Here is a 16,372-nt window from a genome sequence, read left to right as displayed (position 1 = left end):
CTAAACAAATCGAACGTACGTTCACCCTAAAAAAAAAACGAACCACTAATCGAAAATCTTGATCAATGGTTCATTTTTTACTTCGTCTAAATTTAAAACAGCTAAAAACTCTCAGCTTATAAATTGAATTTTTTTAGTCTGTTATAAAATGTACTTCTTGGTATATCTAACAGCTTAGCAGCAAGCGACACATTTCCCTGCGTTTTACGTAAAGCATCCATCATCAAGTCTTTTTGAACTTTTTCACGAAATGTGAGTGCGGATAGGGACGTAAAACCGTTTTCTTCTATTTCTTGTGAAGTATCAGAGTGAGAGATGTCCCTCTGACCACCAAGATGTAAAGAACTCAAATAACTCAATATTGTCTCTTTTTCTGTGTCCGCGTTTAGTGAAATTTTCAAGCGTTCAAGTACATTAAATAATTCTCGAACGTTTCCGGGCCACTGGTAATCTATCAATTTATCTACTAGTTCCTTGGGGAAATTCATATTCCAATCATTCGTTTGACAAAAGTACCGCATAAGATGCGGAATATCTTCTTTTCTTTCCCGTAAAGGTGGAACATGCACGGGGTACACGTGAAGCCGGTAGTATAAATCTTCTCGAAACTTCCTTTCATTGACAAGTTGGCGAAGATCTCGATGAGTAGCGGTAATAATCCGGATGTCTACTGGAATTTCCTGATTGCTTCCCACAGGCGTGACCTTGCGCTCTTGCAATACTCTTAACAAAGAAACTTGCATAGAATGAGGAAGCTCACCTATTTCATCAAGAAAAATCGTACCATGATTAGCCTGTTCAAACTTCCCTTGATATCCTTGACGCCGTGCTCCTGTAAAGGCTCCTTCCGCATAGCCAAATAATTCACTTTCCATAAGTTCCTTCGGAATGGCACCACAATTAAGAGCAATAAAAGGCCCGTTTTTACGCGAACTGTTTTCATGAATCGTTCTCGCCACTACTTCTTTTCCAGTACCTGTTTCCCCTAAAATATAGACCGTTGTATCCGTAGGAGCCGCCTGCTTTATTTCTTCTAATGTTCGCTGAAAGGATCGGCTTATGCCTGCTTCTCCTTTAAAACAAAATGATTGAGCAGAGATCTGTTTAGTTATTTGGTTATGAGTCGTTTCTTCTGATAAGTAAACAATCTTTCCAATAGAATGACCGTGTCTTTTTGAAATGACAGGCACTTCCATCACTATACGAAATCCCTGTTGTACAATCGTATTCAACTGTTGTCCTGACCATTTAGGTATACATTCCCGAACGGTTTTACTTGCTCCTACAATCACTTCTTTGTAATTGCAAAGCAGCAAGAGCTGCTTGCTATCGACAAAATTCATAGAAGCATGAACCAACTCAATTTCGTCTTTGTGCATTCGAATGCTTAACTCCCGTTCGATTGTATACGCAATGGACGTAACCATTCCAAGCATATAAGGATGCGCTCTGTTTACGGGACAGGAAATATTAATAATCCCAATTAAATTTCCGTCGTCATTTCGAACAGGCGCCGCCGAACAGCTCCATTGATGCGAAGCAATCGAATAATGTTCTGTACCTGTTATCATAATGGGTTCTTCCGTTTGCAGAGCCGTCCCGATTGCATTTGTTCCTACTTCTTTTTCTGTCCAACAGGCACCTTCCACAAAATTAATTTTTCTTGCTTCATTCAGTGTAAGTCTATTTCCTGTAATAGATAAAATATAGCCTTCTGGGTCAATTAATAGAGCAACCATTCCTAAATCTGCCGCTGATTGTCTGATTCTTTCTAAGTGCGGCAACGCCGTTTCAAGAAATAAAGAGTTCATTTGTTTTCGAGAATGAAAATCTTCGTTTCTTAAAATCGATCTGCCTTTATCTAGGTAAGGGTTAACATCTGCGCTTTTACAGCGGTGCCACGATTTTACAATGATGTCGTTTAACCTTGAAGATTCAAGTGCTCCTTCGTTTACAAAACGTTTCCATGTGTTTAAAGAAAGTGTGGATTCCATTTCTTACCTCTCCCCTATAAACTTAATTGAATATAGTAAATCAAGGCTTGTTACTATTATTATAAATCACAAAGAAAACGTTATCATTACCAAAGATAGATTCTTAAACTCACGTTATGTAAAAATTAATAGAAAAACTAGACGAGGATGCAGGAAAATCCCTATCCCTCTTTCATGATTCCTTCATCCTCTAGTTTACCTTTTTGAATCATTCATTTTTACTTTTCATTCTTAAAGAGCTTAATAACTTGAGCACTTGTATAATCATGAGTGAACGGCCTGACCCGCTGAATGCAAAAGAGCTTCATGAATCGCTTCGGATAATGTAGGATGAGCAGCGATAAAGTCTTCCATTACATCCGTGGTCAACTCCCCGTGCAGCATGATAGTTCCTTGTCCAATTAATTCTGTAGCATGTGCACCTACAATGGAAAGCCCAATAATTTCATTAAACTGCGGTTCTACGATTACTTTCACTTTTCCAACAGAATCATTTGCAATCATCGCTTTGCCGTTTGCCGTAAACGAAAATTCTCCGATACGAACATCACCGTATTTTTCTTGGGCCTGTTTTTCTGTCAAACCGACACTTGCAATTTCAGGATGAGTATAGATGCAGCGTGGTACAGCTCGGTAATTCACGCTCTTATCTTTTCCGCATGCATGCAAAGCAGCAACTGTGCCTTCATGAAAGGCTACATGAGCAAGCTGAATTCCGCCGACTACATCTCCACAAGCATAGATATTAGGTATATTCGTTTGCATATGCTCATTAACATCAATTCCTTGTTTTGAAAAATGTATGCCAAGCTTTTCTAAACCTAAACCTAGCACTCTAGGCTTTCTCCCAATTGAAATTAATGCATAGTCAGCCTGCAGTTCATGCAGTTCTTCTTTATGTTTAAATAGAGCCGTTTTATCTTCTGGCTGCATTTTTGTTAGCGAAGCGGATGTATAAATCGTTACGCCTTTTTTCTCTAACTCTTCCTGCAACATAAAGGCGATATCGGCGTCTTCACCAGAAAGCAGCTGATCTGCCGCTTCCACAATCGTTACTTTTGTTCCCATTTGACTGTAAATGCTTGCAAATTCACACCCAATTACCCCTCCTCCTACTATCAAAAGAGATGAAGGGATAGCAGGCAGCGACATCGCTTGTCCACTGTGAATGATCCACTTTCCATCAAACGGAGCAAATGGCAGGCTAGCAGGTTCTGAACCTGCAGCAATAATAAACTGTTCAGCCTCTATTTCTTCTACTTGATTTTCATTTCGCACGGCTAGGCGATGATTTGTCAAAAAAGAAGCTTCTCCTTTCATGACTTTAATACTGTTCTTTTTCATCAAATAGCCAATTCCCCTGACCAAGTTTTTAACAATGATTGTTTTATGATGCTGAACGCCATCCCAGTTAATTTTCACTTGTTCTAAAGGAAGAGTGATGCCGAATTGCTCAGCTTGCTTTATTTTCTCATAGGCTTCCGCGCTTGCTAATAATGACTTTGTTGGCATGCAGCCCTCATTTAAACATGTTCCACCTAAATCTTTTTGTTCGATTAACGTAACTTGTTTTCCTTGCCGGGCGGCAGTGATTGCCGCCACATATCCTGCAGGACCGCCGCCAATGACAACTAAAGGTTTCATGGAATGCACCACCTTTCTATAAGAGTAGTAAAATAGGTTGCTCTAAGTATTGTTTAATAGTTCCAAGGAAATTAGCTGCAGGTGCTCCGTCCAGTACGCGATGATCAAACGTCAGGCTTAAAGGCAGAACGTTTCTTCTTTGTAAATTCTCTCCTATATACATAGGTACATCTTCAGTAGCTCCCACACCAAGGATTCCTGTTTCAGGCGGGTTCAATACAGGTGTAAAATACTCTACTCCGTAGGCACCGAGATTAGTAATAGTGAATGTGGAACCTTGCATGCTATCAGTACTCAACTGACCTTGCCGAGCATCTGCTGCTCGTGTTTTTATCTCTGCAGCTAATTCAACTAACGGCATTTTTTCAGCATGTTGCACAACAGGAACAACTAGCCCATTTTCTAAAGCCACGGCCATTCCAAGATGAACATGATGATAGAGATGAATTTCGTTATCGATATACGCACTGTTCATTTGCTTGTGTTCTTGAAGTGAAAGAACAACAGCGCGAGCAATAAAATCAGTTAGAGAGATTTTCACCTTATGGCGTTGTTGAATCACTTCTTTAATTTCTCGTTGAAGAGACAGCAAATCCGTCACGTCAGCTTTCATATTAATCGTTAATTGAGCACTGTTTAGTAAGCTATTATGCATTCGGCCTGCAATGACTTTCCTCATCCCCGCTACTGGAAGCGTTTCTTTTTTTGTAGCTTTATCTATTTCAACTGGTGGATGACTTGTTTCTGAAGCTTTTTCTGTCAGCACTTTCTCTACATCCGCTTTTGTGATTCTTCCTTTTGGTCCCGTGCCTTTAATCATTTCAATGTCAAGGTTTTCAGATTCTGCTATTTTCCGTGCAATTGGTGAAATGCGCACAGTTTCTTTGCTCTTCTTTGATGAAGCTACGTTTGCTGGTGGCTCTTCTAAAGAGATAGTGGCGGCTACCTCGTTTTTAGGAGCCTGAAGCTCATTTGCTGAACTGTTTTGCTCAGTAAACTGCTCGTTTGGATTTCCAACATAACAGATAATCGTTCCAGGAGGCACACCTACATCTTCTTGTACAAGGATATCAAGAATCACACCGTCCTGCGGAGCTTCAATTTCCATTTCGATTTTTTCAGAATTAATGCTTGCAATCATATCTCCTTTTGAAACGGAGTCTCCAACTTTTTTATTCCATGTCGAAACGGTTCCTTCTTTCATTGCCATACCTAGTTTTGGCATTACAACCTCTACAGCCATTTGCTTCCTCCTCCTTTTTTAAAATTACACGCTTAGAAGCGATTTATCTCCTAGCAACTCCGATACAACTTCAATTACTTTTTGTGGTGTCGGCAGATAAATATCTTCTAATGGAGGAGAAAATGGTACAGGTGTATGTGGTGCTGTAATTCGTTTAATAGGTGCATCAAGCATGTCAAATCCTTTATCGGCAACTAGCGCAGCAATATCTGTTGCTATGCTGCATCTTGGATTGGCTTCGTCAATGACAATTAATCGATTCGTTTTTTCTACAGATGAAAGAATGGTCTCTTCGTCAAAAGGTGATAAACTTCGCGGATCGACTACTTCTACGTCAATTCCTTTGTGAGATAATTGCTCAGCTGCCGTAAGCGCAGTATTTACTTGTTTTCCAATCGCTACAATGGTTAAATCCGTTCCTTCGCGTTTTACATCCGCTTTTCCTAACGGAATCGTATAGTAGCCTTCAGGAACCTCTCCTTTCATGTTGTACAATGTTTTGTCTTCAAAAAAGATAACCGGATCATTGTCTTCAATTGCTGCTAACAATAATCCTTTGGCATCGTAAGGGGTAGAAGGCACCACTACTTTAATGCCAGGAATGCTAGTGAACAAAGCATACAAGCTCTGAGAATGCTGAGCCGCAGCTCTGAATCCAGCTCCATGAGTCGTTCGAATCGTGACGGGCACTTCTGCTTTTCCTCCGAACATGTATCTAAATTTTGCGCCTTGATTCAGCACTTGATCTAAGCAGCAGCCAATAAAGTCATTAAACATTAATTCTGCAACCGGTCTTAACCCCGTAGCTGCCGCTCCCATTGCAGCTCCTATATAAGCTGCTTCTGAAATAGGCGTATCAAGAATTCGTTCACGTCCAAATTCTTGTACAAGTCCCTTTGTCACTCCAAGGACACCGCCCCAAGCCTCATCATCTTGCAGGTGGTCAATTTCCGCTCCGCCAGCTACATCTTCTCCCAGCAGAATCACATTCTCATCTTTTCGCATCGCTAGTTTCATTGCTTCATTGATAGCTTCAGACATACTTAATTTTCTAGTCATTTTCTTTTCCCCCTTTAATTAGTAAGATACATAAACATCTGTTAATAGTTCGGAAGCATCAGGATAATCGCTTGTTTCTGCTAGCTCAACTGCGCGTTTTACTGCTTTTTCTACGTCACTTTCAATATCTCTAAGCTCTTTTTCTGTTACTACTTGTTCTGAAAGCAAATAGTTTTCAAAAAGAGCAATCGCATCTTTTTCCTGAAGATGTTCTTTCTTTTCACTGCCTGATTTATACGTTTGTGCGTCGCCTTCGAAATGCCCGTAATTTCGATACGTTACACATTCAATTAACGTTGGGCCTTCCCCTCTGCGAGCTCGTTGAATCGCTTCAGCAGCTGCTTCATAAACAGCCATCACGTCTTTTCCATCCACTCGTACGCCTGGAATATTGTAAGATGCGGCACGGTCTGCAATCGTGCTGCAGCTTGAAGCATAAGAAAAGGGAGTTGCCTCTCCGTAGCCATTATTCTCAGCAACAAAAACAACCGGCAGTTTCCAAATGGCTGCTAAGTTAATTCCTTCATGAAACGTTCCTTCATTGCCCGCCCCGTCTCCAAAAAAGCAAACGCTTACATCTTTTGTCTTTTTATATTTAGCAGTTAAAGCAGAACCACATGCAAGCGGAAATCCTCCTCCTACAATTCCATTTGCTCCTAAAATTCCTTTATCTAAATCCGCGATATGCATAGATCCGCCTTTTCCTTTGCCTAACCCGGTTACCTTCCCAAATAGTTCAGCCATCATTCCATCTAAATCGCCGCCTTTAGCAATACAATGACCGTGTCCACGATGAGTGCTCGTAATACTGTCACTGTCATTAAGGTGAGCGCACATTCCAACCGCTATCGCTTCTTCACCTGCATACAGATGAACAAAACCAGGCAGTACACCTTTTGCAAAAATTTGATGTACTTCATCTTCAAACTTTCGAATTTCTACCATTTTCTGATACATCCAGCTGGCTTTTTCTTTCGTAAGCTTTTCTGTTTTATTTTGAGCAGTTTTCATTATGGTAAGCCTCCTCATTTGATTATCAAACTTCACTTAATTACTCTTGCAAGTCCCGTGCCAACATGAAAACCGCTTTATCTTAGCAATCCATTGTTTTATTTGTTCTCACAAAGTTAGACAAAATTGGACACTGTTCCAACTTTGTCTAACTTTGTCCGATATTAGAGGAATCAATTATGTAAACTGAATTTAAGGTGCATAATAAGCGTATGGGTTGAAAATCACATGAATAATTAGCAAGAAAGCTTTTATGTAAATATGATATAATGCTGAAGGAATCGTCTGCATTTTGAAGAACACCAAAGCTTTTAAAGGAGGTTGGTTAAAGGAAAGCGGATTTTATAGAAGTTTCACCGTAAAGTTGGATGTAAATTAAACGATGAAAGATGAGGTGAAAACCTGGAAAACATCCAAAGTTTGCGTCATCTACACTTCGCGACGTCTAGATGACATATCGCCAGGTTACAGTTATGCACAATGCAATTCAACACATTACAAGTTTTCATGTATACGCAGCCATTATTATATTTATCATTACATATTTTCTGATTATGACTGAAAAGATCAATCGCGCTTCAGCAGCTCTTTTAGGTGCTATATTAATGATTTTGTTAGGTATTGTCGATTTTAATAATGCTATTACCGAACACATTCAGTGGGAAACAATTGTCCTTCTTATGGGTATGATGATTTTAGTCGGCATCACAAATAAAACAGGCGTGTTTCAATACGCAGCCATCAAGTCTGCTAAAATTGCTAAAGGTGATCCAGTTCGAATTCTAGTTATTTTATCGATTTTAACAGGCGTCGGATCAGCTTTTTTAGACAATGTGACAACGGTGTTGTTAATTGTTCCCGTTACATTTTCGATTACTACTATCTTAAACATTAATCCTTTTCCGTTTCTTATATCAGAAGTGCTGTTTTCAAATATTGGAGGAACGGCAACTTTAATAGGCGACCCGCCTAATATCATGATTGGGGCAGCGAATCCTCACCTTGATTTTAATGCTTTTTTATTAAATTTAACTCCTGCAGTACTGATTATCGGTGTTGTTACACTGGGGATTCTTGTTCTTATCTATCGTAAAAAGTTAAAAGTAGAAGATAGTAAAAAGCAAGAGCTAATGAGTTTAAATGAAAAAGATTATATTCAAGATTCTGTTTTAATGAAAAAATCGTTAACTGTATTAGTATTAACGATTCTAGGTTTTACCCTGCATTCTGTTTTGCACATTGATGCGGCTATGGTAGCCATTACAGGTGCTGCTGTACTACTGGTAATTGGATTAAGAACTCATGATGAAGTAGAAAGCGCATTTGATTCTGTTGAATGGACAACCATTATTTTCTTTGCAGGTTTGTTTGTTCTTGTCGGAGGCTTAATCGATGTAGGCATTATTAAAAAGCTGGCTGCTGGCGCGTTGAACGTTACAGACGGCAATATCGCACTGTCAGCTTATCTCATTTTGTGGATTAGTGGCATTGCCTCAGCTGTTATTGATAACATTCCTTTTGTTGCTACAATGATTCCACTTATTCAAGATATGGCTCATGGAATGGGAATGAGCCCTGATTCTGCTCAAATCAATGTACTATGGTGGTCATTGGCTCTAGGAGCATGTTTGGGAGGAAACGGTACGTTAATTGGAGCATCTGCCAACGTGATTGTAGCTGGCATGGCTGTAAAAAAAGGACATAAATTTTCGTTTATGGACTTTTTGAAAATTGGAGCTCCAATTATGCTTGTATCTCTTTTGATTTCAACGTTATATATCTTCCTTCGCTATCTTTTATTTCTGTAAGGGAGAGAGATTAAAATCTACACGATCAGTAAAAAAGACTTCTCGGCTGAGAAGTCTTTTTTTCTCTAGATATATGCGCTCAGGCAGCCCAGATGAAGTTGATAATAAAAGCGGCGCTAATGATGTACATAATCCAGTGGATTTCTTTCGCCTTGCCGGCTAACAATTTAACGAATGTATAAGATAAAAACCCTAGCGCTAAGCCTTCGCCGATACTAAACGTTAACGGCATCAAAATAATGGTACAAAAAGCAGGCACAGCATCTGTTATTTCGTCGAGAGGAATGTTTTTAATTTCTGTTAACATGAGAGCTCCAACCATAATTAAAATAGGCGCTGTAGCAAAAGCAGGAATAATGCTGATCAATGGAGTGAACAAAATACTGACTAAAAACAGCATGGCAACAACCAGTGCTTTAAGACCCGTTTTGCCTCCTTCTTCAATTCCCGCAGCGTTTTCTACATACGCGTTCATTGCGGTAGATCCCATAGCAGCACTGGCTACAGTCGCAAGAGAATCTGCCATAAGCGCTTTATCTAACCCTTTAATTTCTCCTTTTTCATCCATTAGTCCAGCTTTTTTAGATAATCCAATCATCGATCCTAAATTATCAAATAGCTCCACAAGCGTAAATGAAAAAATAATAGAGAAAAGACCGTAATGGAGAGCAGATTTAATATCCATTTGTAAAAAAGTTTCTGACATGCTTGGCATTGAAAACGACACAACGCTGCTGATGCTTTTAGGTGCTTCTACTATGCCCAGCGCCATCCCTGCAATTGATACTAGTAAAATACTAATCAAAGCAGCTCCTTTAATTTTTCGAGCAGTTAATACAGTTACCGCGATAAAACCTAATAAAGCAAGTAATGGGCCCGGTTTTGTCAGTTGTCCAAGCGCTACTAAATTTTCTTTGTTGCTTACAATAATTCCAGCTTGCTTAAAACCGATAAAAGCAATAAATAGACCGATTCCAACGGAAATAGCACTTTTTAAAATAGCGGGTATCCCTTCAATAATCTTCTTGCGTAAGCCTGTTATGGTTAAAATAAAAAATACAACCCCTGAAATAAATACGGCTCCTAAACCTGTTTGCCACGTTAACCCTTCACCCAATACCACTGTATACGTAAAAAAAGCGTTTAGCCCCATTCCTGGTGCAACTGCAATAGGCATGTTCGCCCACAATGCAAACAAAAGAGTTGCAAAAACAGTGGCAAAAATTGTTGCCGCAATTGCCGCTTCTTTTGGAATGCCTGCATCTGCTAAAATCGTCGGATTAACAAAGATAATATAGCTCATCGTCACAAAAGTCGTAATTCCCGCAAGAATTTCTGTTTTTACATCTGTTTTACGTTCTGTTAAATGAAACAGCTTATCTACCCATGAAGGATTAGGTGCTGATTTTTTTGTTAGTTCCATATGCTGAGTTTCCATTTTTTCATTCATCGCCACTTGCTTTTCACTCCTTTAATGATCGATTGGATTTTTTTAACTAGTTTTTACAGCCGCTTTATCACCAAGTGTATATTCAGTCATTTCCCCACTCCTTTTTTATGAAAATATGTATAAAAAGAGCCGTGAAAACAGAAGGAAACCCTTCTATCTTCACGGCTCTTTGCTTCTGTAAACAGAAGATAAGCATCCGTCTTTTACGTTTTTTGCAAAACAAACGATTTCATCGAACGTTTTGCCATTTATATAGAGAAGTTATTTAAAGCAAATAACCGTACAAGAATTCTCAGTAGCAGGATCATAATCTCTAAATAAAGAAGTGACCTGGATATCGAATAATAGCTCCACTTTTTGCTTTAGCATTTTTTTATATTTAGTCGACAAAGCCGCATCAAGAGACATCACTAATTCTTTATATTCTTCACTGAGGGCGTCTAGCGCTGGCATTCTTTTTGATTGAGCTAGTATAAGAATTTTATTATCAATAATATCTATTTTTTGAGTATTCACGCCTACATTAAAAATTTCTTGGCTAATTTGAGTATACAAAGTAGCTATCTTCTTTTTAGAGATCGGCTCCATATGCTTCACCTTTTTCATTGTTAAAAATGTAGTTTTATTATGTTGTTTTCACTTGATTAGCGTCTTTTGACCAGCTGCCGATAAATTCAGGCTCATTATAGTCAAAGAAATTGGTTAAATTCTCATGGCGGTTATCAATAAAAAGCTGATTGGCGACTTCTGATACGAGCTTCGGTATCGCATATTTCAGCCCTGAAAGAGCGGAAGCAGAAATTCCACAGCTAATTAAAGCAGAATAATTAAAAGCAAAAAGGCCATATACCATTTTTTGACCTTCCCCATTGCGATTTGAAAAAGCAAAGCCATTACTAAGGTAAGGGTGGGCATCCAATACTGGATTGGCAATTTCATGCGGTGCTTTGTAATGATCGCTCCAGCGGGCGATGTGTTTTTCAACAAGACGTAATTCTGGACGAAGAGCCGGATCTGTTAGAAGGCCTGTGCTAATAATTAAATAGTCAAATGTAAAGACTCCCTGAGGAGTTGTTACAACTGCTTTGTCCTGTTTTCCCTCGACATCGAGCCACGGTGCATGTACGTGCAAATGAAAACCTGGCCATGAGGAAGCGCGTCCAAATGTATCATTCGTAGGCGGCTGATTGTATTCGAAAAAATGAGCCATTACTTCATATTTTTCAGCATCTGACAGAGCATGAAAACGCTCAATCATTCCTGAAGCTTCCATTTGTCTGATTGGATTAATACGCGGAAGTTCTTTTCGTCGAACAAATACATGAGCTTCAGCAACTCCTTCGGAAAGCGCATAGTTGGCGTTATCAAACGCCGAAGCTCCTCCTCCTAAAACAGCTACTTTTTTGTTCTTTAACGTAGTAAAATCAATCGTTTGTGAAGTATGAGAATAAAGATGAGGCGGCAATTTTTCAGAAATCATAGGCGGGACATGCCACTCTCCTCCTCCTTGAATTCCTGTAGCTAGTATAACTTTACGTGCCATCAGTGTAGGACATGCAGCTCCATTTCCTTCAATATGCAAGCGATGAATACCTGTTTCCGTCGGCTCAATTAACGTTAATTTTATTTCATTTGCCACAGGAAGGTTAAGAATACTCCGGTACCAGCGTAAATAATTCATCCAGTCTCCTCTTGGAATTTTGTCAAGAGCTTCCCAGCCCTCTGAGCCAAATTGTGCTTCCCACCACGCTTGAAACGTAAGCGAAGGCATACCTAAATCGATAGATGTTAAGTTTTTGGGCGTTCTCAGCGTAATCATTCGTGCATACGTTTCCCACGGACCTTCTAAACCCGAACGGTTTTCATCAATAACAAGAATATTTGCCACGCGTTCTCGCAGCAAGCCAAAAGCCGTTCCTAAACCGCTTTGACCTCCTCCAATAATGATTACATCGTATACGTGTCCACTTTTAGGGATAATTGGCTGTACTTCTGTTGGTTTCCTGAAAGAAAGGTAAGAAAGATCGGTTTCTACTCTTTTATTTAAAGCTTCTAAGCTCATCGTTATCTCTCCTTTCAATAAAGTTTCTCCGTGATAAAAAAGTTTATTTTATATCTAACATAAAATGATAGGTTTTATAACATCATTTGATTTATATTTATATTATCACTTTTGGAATATGATTGTATCTCCATTCTCTCTAAAGTTTTTTTTGCAAATTGTATAAAATCACTAATATAATTTTTTATATCTTATGTATGAAAGCATATTTACATTGTTTAAAAGGAAAAAACCATTACAAAGCTTAGTGAAGAAAGCTTTTCTGACATCAACTTTAAGGAAAACATGTGCGAGTTTGTGACAGTTATTTGTTAATTACGCTCTACTACTTGACTATCGTATTCATCAAATCTATAGTCATAATTAGTAACTCAACAAAGGGAGTCAACGTATGAGAAATTTATTTAAAATAACAGCTATATTTACAACGATTGTTATGTTTATTTTAATGATTGCCGGCAGTCTGGTCACAACCACAGGATCTGGATTAGGGTGCGGAAACGAGTGGCCATTGTGTAACGGGCAGTTAATACCCGAATACGCAGTAGCAACAATGATTGAATATACGCATCGTTTGATTACCGCATTTGCAGGTCTTCTTGTTTTAGCATTTTCTATTTGGGCTTGGATTCGTTATCGCAGAAACCGTGAAGTGAAAATTTTAGCGATCATGAGTATTGCATTTATCGTTATCGAGTCGTTGCTCGGGGCTTCTGCCGTTATCTGGCCTCAGTCAGCTGAGGCGCTAGCCCTGCATTTCGGTCTTTCGCTTATTGCGTTTACCGGTGTATTTTTACTTTCAATATTTGTTATTCAAAAGGACCGTTCGGATCATTTTATTAAAGGAGCCGTTACAGGCAAATTTAGATGGCTCGCATGGTTTACGCTTATATTTACCTACTGCGATATTTATTTAGGTGCATATGTGCGTCACAAAGGTGCAAGCTTAGCGTGTACAAGCTTTCCGGCTTGTTATGGCAACACTCTTATTCCAAAGCTATCAGGAACAACAGGCATTCACTTTGCCCACCGATTTGCTGCTCTTGTGCTGTTTGTTCTTATCATTTGGATTATGGTATCTGCTATCAAACAGTATAAAGAAACTCGCCGTGATATTTACTACGCGTCCATCATTGCAGTTGCTTTAACCTTTGCTCAAATATTTAGCGGTATCTTTGTTGTCATGTCTCGTTTAAATGTCTTTGCTACACTGTCTCACTCGGCATTTATTACAGCGTTATTCGCTACGCTTAGCTACATTTGTGTACAAACTTTAAAAGGTAAAAGACGATAAAACAAAAAACACGTGCAGTTCATAACTGCACGTGTTTTTTGTTTTAAGCTAGTTCTATTCCGCCTGTAATTCCGTAAACTTGAGCTGTTACGTAGCTTGCATCCGTTGAAGCTAAAAATACGTATACATTTGCTAACTCTACCGGCTGACCAGCACGCTGCAAAGGTGTATCTTGTCCAAAGCCTGGAATAGCGTCGCTTGGCTGCCCTCCAGAAATTTGAAGCGGCGTCCAGATAGGTCCTGGAGCAACGGAGTTAACGCGAATACCTTTTGGAGCTAATTGCTTGGCTAGTCCGCGAGTGAATCCGTTAATGGCAAACTTTGTAGCTGCATAATCTAATAAATTAGGACTTGGGCTATAGCCTTGTACAGAACTTGTGGTAATAATAGAAGCACCTGCCGGTAAATAAGGCAGCGCTGCTTTTACGGTCCAATATAAAGAGAATACATTTACTTCAAAGGTTTTGCGCAGCTGATCCGTTTCTAAATCAGCAAGATCTTCTACTGCCTGCTGTTTACCTGCTACGAGCGCTAAAACGTCTAATCCATCTAATTCTTTATAAGCTTTTTCTACTAGCTCCTTGCAAAAAGATTCTTCGCCTACATCACCAGGTATGAGTACTGCTTTTCTGCCTTCTGCCTCAATAAGCTTTTTTACTTCTTCTGCATCAGTTTGCTCTTGTGGCAAGTAATTAAGCGCAACGTCCGCTCCTTCTCTTGCATAAGCGATAGCTGCTGCTCGGCCAATACCTGAATCCCCACCTGTTACAAGAGCTTTTCTGCCTTTTAATTTACCTGCACCTATGTAACTGTTCTCCCCGCAGTCTGGGATGACGTTCATTTCTTTTTGTACACCAGGCGGTTCTTGATACTGCTTTGGATAGTCTTCATGGAAATATTGAGTTAATGGATTATTTAACTTTGACATATTCGTCACTCCTTTATAAATCAACCTTAACCAACTAAGGAAAAGTTTTCTATATGCTTGTTCTTCCCCTCTTCTTCTTTCATAAACATGTTTGATGTGCTCTACTATCCTCACCTTTCTTTCTGCCATTCCCCTTCAATCAACAGCTGGATACATGAAAACTACATTCACCATCACAATAAAAAAATCCGAACGAGTCACGTTCTCTCTTGAGAACCTTGACTCCTTGTTCGGATCTTCTTTTAACTAAAATACGTTTATCCCCTCTCTTTAAATAAATGGTGAGAGCTTTTTATTTTGCTGTACACAACAAGTTTTATTTCTCGTCTGTGCCTGCTACTCTGTTAGTTCTACTTGTAAAGGCTTTGATTCCTCTTCAGCTTCTTTAGGCGTGCGAACGATTAACACATCACATTTGGCATAGCGTAAAATATGCTGAGATACACTTCCGATTAAGATACGCTCTACCGCGTTTAACCCGGTTGCACCGCATACAATTAAATCAACGTGCTTATCGGGAGCAATTTTTTTAGATATTTTTGTTTTAGGAGAACCGTGTTCAATTAAGGTCTCGACTTTCGTTACTCCAGCCTTAATGGCTAGGTTACTATAGTTGGTTAAAAGTTCTTCAGCAAATTTCTCTGCATCTTGAAAGCGTGTATCCGTATAAAATGCATAAGGTGATGGACTTAACGCCTGTATATCGATAACGTGACAAATTATCAAATGAGCGTTATTTTTTTTCGCACTGTTAACTGCTTTTTTGAATGCCCACTCCGCTTCTACAGAACCGTCTACTGCTACGAGGATGTTACGATAAGCCATATTCATCATAATCTCTCCTTTAACATTCGTTTATAAAGAACTTTCTTTGCTACACTTTTATTGTACTTCTTGCGCAAGCGAAAGTATGTGATTTTTATCACAAGTTATAGAAATTAATAAAAAATGGAGCCGCGCACATCGTACACGGCTCCATTTTTATTGAACTTGAGAGTTAAAAGTCATTATCCAAATAGATCCTGCTACAATCGTAATAACAAAAACGATTCCAAGTATCAAAGCCATCACATTATAACGAGGCTTCTCTCCGTCTTTAATATGCATAAAGAAAAACAATTGAACGAAAAATTGAAGCACGGCCATTCCTAGAATGCTAGCTAGTAATATATTTTTAGCAAGTACGTGGTTTAATACCAGCAGCAGAGGAATAACGGTTAAAATAATTGAGAAAATAAATCCGGTTGTATAAGCTTTTAACGACCCGTGGTTCTCCATCTACATCACCCCCATTAAATACACAACCGTATAAAGGAAGATCCAGACAGCATCAAGAAAATGCCAGTATAAGCTGATAATCGTCACTTTTCGTTTTGTTATAGAGGTAATTCCGTATCGTTTTAACTGGATTGTAATTGAAATCATCCAAATGATTCCAACCGAAACGTGCAGCCCGTGTGTACTAACTAGTGTGTAGAAAGCCGTAAAAAATGCGCTCGTAGAAATGGTTGCTCCTTCGTGAACCATTGTTTGAAATTCATGAATTTCAAGGCCAACAAAGCATACACCTAAAAGCAGCGTTACGATTAGCCAGCCAATTAAAGGCTTTATTTTTCCTTTGTGCATGCTTAATACAGCTAATCCGCTCGTAAAGCTGCTCGTTAATAAGATAAACGTTTCAGAAACAAATCCTGGAACTTCAAAAAAATCCTTTCCCGTAAGGCCTCCCGCAGTATGATTAACAAGAACAGCATACGTAGCAAATAATGCTCCAAATAAGATGCAGTCCGTTACGAGGAAAAGCCAAAAACCCATAACCTTGATTTCTTCATCATGTTCATGATGATGTTCTTCGTGGTGCGCTGTCGCATATGCCATG

General features: G+C 39.1%; 14 protein-coding genes. 2 read left to right on the top strand and 12 right to left on the bottom strand.

Translation table 11 applies throughout. The features are described 5' to 3' along the window. Positions 1-116 precede the first annotated feature (116 nt). The 5 genes from NST66_RS07995 to NST66_RS07975 form a co-directional block, all read right to left on the bottom strand. Positions 117-1,994, bottom strand: a complete 1,878-nt coding sequence (locus tag NST66_RS07995; RefSeq protein WP_098626750.1) for a sigma-54-dependent Fis family transcriptional regulator — start codon at positions 1,992-1,994, stop codon at positions 117-119. A 264-nt stretch (positions 1,995-2,258) separates the two neighbouring features. Next, positions 2,259-3,638: a dihydrolipoyl dehydrogenase gene (gene lpdA, locus NST66_RS07990; protein ID WP_311265307.1), complete on the bottom strand. Its 1,380-nt coding sequence runs from the start codon at positions 3,636-3,638 to the stop codon at positions 2,259-2,261. 16 nt (positions 3,639-3,654) lie between these two features. Then, positions 3,655-4,881, bottom strand: coding sequence for a dihydrolipoamide acetyltransferase family protein (locus NST66_RS07985; protein WP_328153049.1), 1,227 nt, complete (start codon positions 4,879-4,881; stop codon positions 3,655-3,657). Positions 4,882-4,905: 24 nt separating this feature from the next. Then, positions 4,906-5,940: an alpha-ketoacid dehydrogenase subunit beta gene (locus tag NST66_RS07980; protein ID WP_042992173.1), complete on the bottom strand. Its 1,035-nt coding sequence runs from the start codon at positions 5,938-5,940 to the stop codon at positions 4,906-4,908. 18 nt (positions 5,941-5,958) lie between these two features. Then, positions 5,959-6,951 carry a thiamine pyrophosphate-dependent dehydrogenase E1 component subunit alpha gene (locus tag NST66_RS07975; RefSeq protein ID WP_033578716.1) on the bottom strand — a complete coding sequence of 331 codons (993 nt, stop codon included), beginning with the start codon at positions 6,949-6,951 and terminating at the stop codon, positions 5,959-5,961. 473 nt (positions 6,952-7,424) lie between these two features. Between NST66_RS07975 and NST66_RS07970 the strand changes: the two genes are divergently transcribed. Further along, on the top strand, positions 7,425-8,759 hold the full coding sequence (locus tag NST66_RS07970; protein ID WP_013082773.1) for an ArsB/NhaD family transporter: 1,335 nt from the start codon (positions 7,425-7,427) through the stop codon (positions 8,757-8,759). 79 nt (positions 8,760-8,838) lie between these two features. Here NST66_RS07970 and NST66_RS07965 read toward each other — a convergent pair whose 3' ends face one another. From NST66_RS07965 to NST66_RS07955, 3 genes are all read right to left on the bottom strand, one after another. Then, positions 8,839-10,215 (bottom strand): NCS2 family permease, encoded by a 1,377-nt coding sequence (locus NST66_RS07965; protein ID WP_325075673.1) that lies wholly within the window; start codon positions 10,213-10,215, stop codon positions 8,839-8,841. Positions 10,216-10,470: 255 nt separating this feature from the next. Next, positions 10,471-10,797: a Na-translocating system protein MpsC family protein gene (locus NST66_RS07960; RefSeq protein WP_014460548.1), complete on the bottom strand. Its 327-nt coding sequence runs from the start codon at positions 10,795-10,797 to the stop codon at positions 10,471-10,473. 37 nt (positions 10,798-10,834) lie between these two features. After that, complete coding sequence (locus tag NST66_RS07955) at positions 10,835-12,271, bottom strand: NAD(P)-binding domain-containing protein (protein ID WP_182028656.1); 1,437 nt, start codon at positions 12,269-12,271, stop codon at positions 10,835-10,837. A 391-nt stretch (positions 12,272-12,662) separates the two neighbouring features. On the opposite strand from NST66_RS07955, the gene NST66_RS07950 reads away from it, so the two are divergent. After that, positions 12,663-13,565: a COX15/CtaA family protein gene (locus NST66_RS07950; protein ID WP_014460550.1), complete on the top strand. Its 903-nt coding sequence runs from the start codon at positions 12,663-12,665 to the stop codon at positions 13,563-13,565. Between the two features lie 43 nt (positions 13,566-13,608). Here NST66_RS07950 and NST66_RS07945 read toward each other — a convergent pair whose 3' ends face one another. The 4 genes from NST66_RS07945 to cyoC all read right to left on the bottom strand — a co-directional run bounded on the left by NST66_RS07945 (position 13,609) and on the right by cyoC (position 16,371). After that, positions 13,609-14,493, bottom strand: a complete 885-nt coding sequence (locus tag NST66_RS07945) for an SDR family oxidoreductase (RefSeq protein WP_048021377.1) — start codon at positions 14,491-14,493, stop codon at positions 13,609-13,611. Between the two features lie 336 nt (positions 14,494-14,829). After that, positions 14,830-15,324: a universal stress protein gene (locus tag NST66_RS07940; RefSeq protein WP_026106550.1), complete on the bottom strand. Its 495-nt coding sequence runs from the start codon at positions 15,322-15,324 to the stop codon at positions 14,830-14,832. A gap of 150 nt (positions 15,325-15,474) precedes the next feature. Then, positions 15,475-15,771, bottom strand: a complete 297-nt coding sequence (gene cyoD / locus NST66_RS07935; RefSeq protein ID WP_033578712.1) for a cytochrome o ubiquinol oxidase subunit IV — start codon at positions 15,769-15,771, stop codon at positions 15,475-15,477. Beyond that, positions 15,772-16,371 carry a cytochrome o ubiquinol oxidase subunit III gene (gene cyoC / locus NST66_RS07930; RefSeq protein WP_098626744.1) on the bottom strand — a complete coding sequence of 200 codons (600 nt, stop codon included), beginning with the start codon at positions 16,369-16,371 and terminating at the stop codon, positions 15,772-15,774. Position 16,372: the final 1 nt, after the last annotated feature.

It is taken from the genome of Priestia sp. FSL W8-0524, assembly GCF_038005965.1.
GTDB lineage: Bacteria > Bacillota > Bacilli > Bacillales > Bacillaceae_H > Priestia > Priestia zanthoxyli.
Note: the sequence above shows the minus strand (reverse complement) of the source record. Positions and strands in the feature narration are given on the sequence as shown.

Excerpts from the sequence above, each read along its gene's own strand:
- NST66_RS07970 (WP_013082773.1), top strand. The coding sequence starts at position 7,425 with ATGCACAATGCAATTCAACACATTACAAGTTTTCATGTATACGCAGCC.
- NST66_RS07945 (WP_048021377.1), bottom strand. The coding sequence starts at position 14,493 with ATGTCAAAGTTAAATAATCCATTAACTCAATATTTCCATGAAGACTAT.
- lpdA (WP_311265307.1), bottom strand. The coding sequence starts at position 3,638 with ATGAAACCTTTAGTTGTCATTGGCGGCGGTCCTGCAGGATATGTGGCG.
- NST66_RS07975 (WP_033578716.1), bottom strand. The coding sequence starts at position 6,951 with ATGAAAACTGCTCAAAATAAAACAGAAAAGCTTACGAAAGAAAAAGCC.
- NST66_RS07995 (WP_098626750.1), bottom strand. The coding sequence starts at position 1,994 with ATGGAATCCACACTTTCTTTAAACACATGGAAACGTTTTGTAAACGAA.
- NST66_RS07950 (WP_014460550.1), top strand. The coding sequence starts at position 12,663 with ATGAGAAATTTATTTAAAATAACAGCTATATTTACAACGATTGTTATG.
- NST66_RS07940 (WP_026106550.1), bottom strand. The coding sequence starts at position 15,324 with ATGAATATGGCTTATCGTAACATCCTCGTAGCAGTAGACGGTTCTGTA.
- NST66_RS07960 (WP_014460548.1), bottom strand. The coding sequence starts at position 10,797 with ATGGAGCCGATCTCTAAAAAGAAGATAGCTACTTTGTATACTCAAATT.
- cyoC (WP_098626744.1), bottom strand. The coding sequence starts at position 16,371 with ATGGCATATGCGACAGCGCACCACGAAGAACATCATCATGAACATGAT.
- cyoD (WP_033578712.1), bottom strand. The coding sequence starts at position 15,771 with ATGGAGAACCACGGGTCGTTAAAAGCTTATACAACCGGATTTATTTTC.
- NST66_RS07955 (WP_182028656.1), bottom strand. The coding sequence starts at position 12,271 with ATGAGCTTAGAAGCTTTAAATAAAAGAGTAGAAACCGATCTTTCTTAC.
- NST66_RS07985 (WP_328153049.1), bottom strand. The coding sequence starts at position 4,881 with ATGGCTGTAGAGGTTGTAATGCCAAAACTAGGTATGGCAATGAAAGAA.
- NST66_RS07980 (WP_042992173.1), bottom strand. The coding sequence starts at position 5,940 with ATGACTAGAAAATTAAGTATGTCTGAAGCTATCAATGAAGCAATGAAA.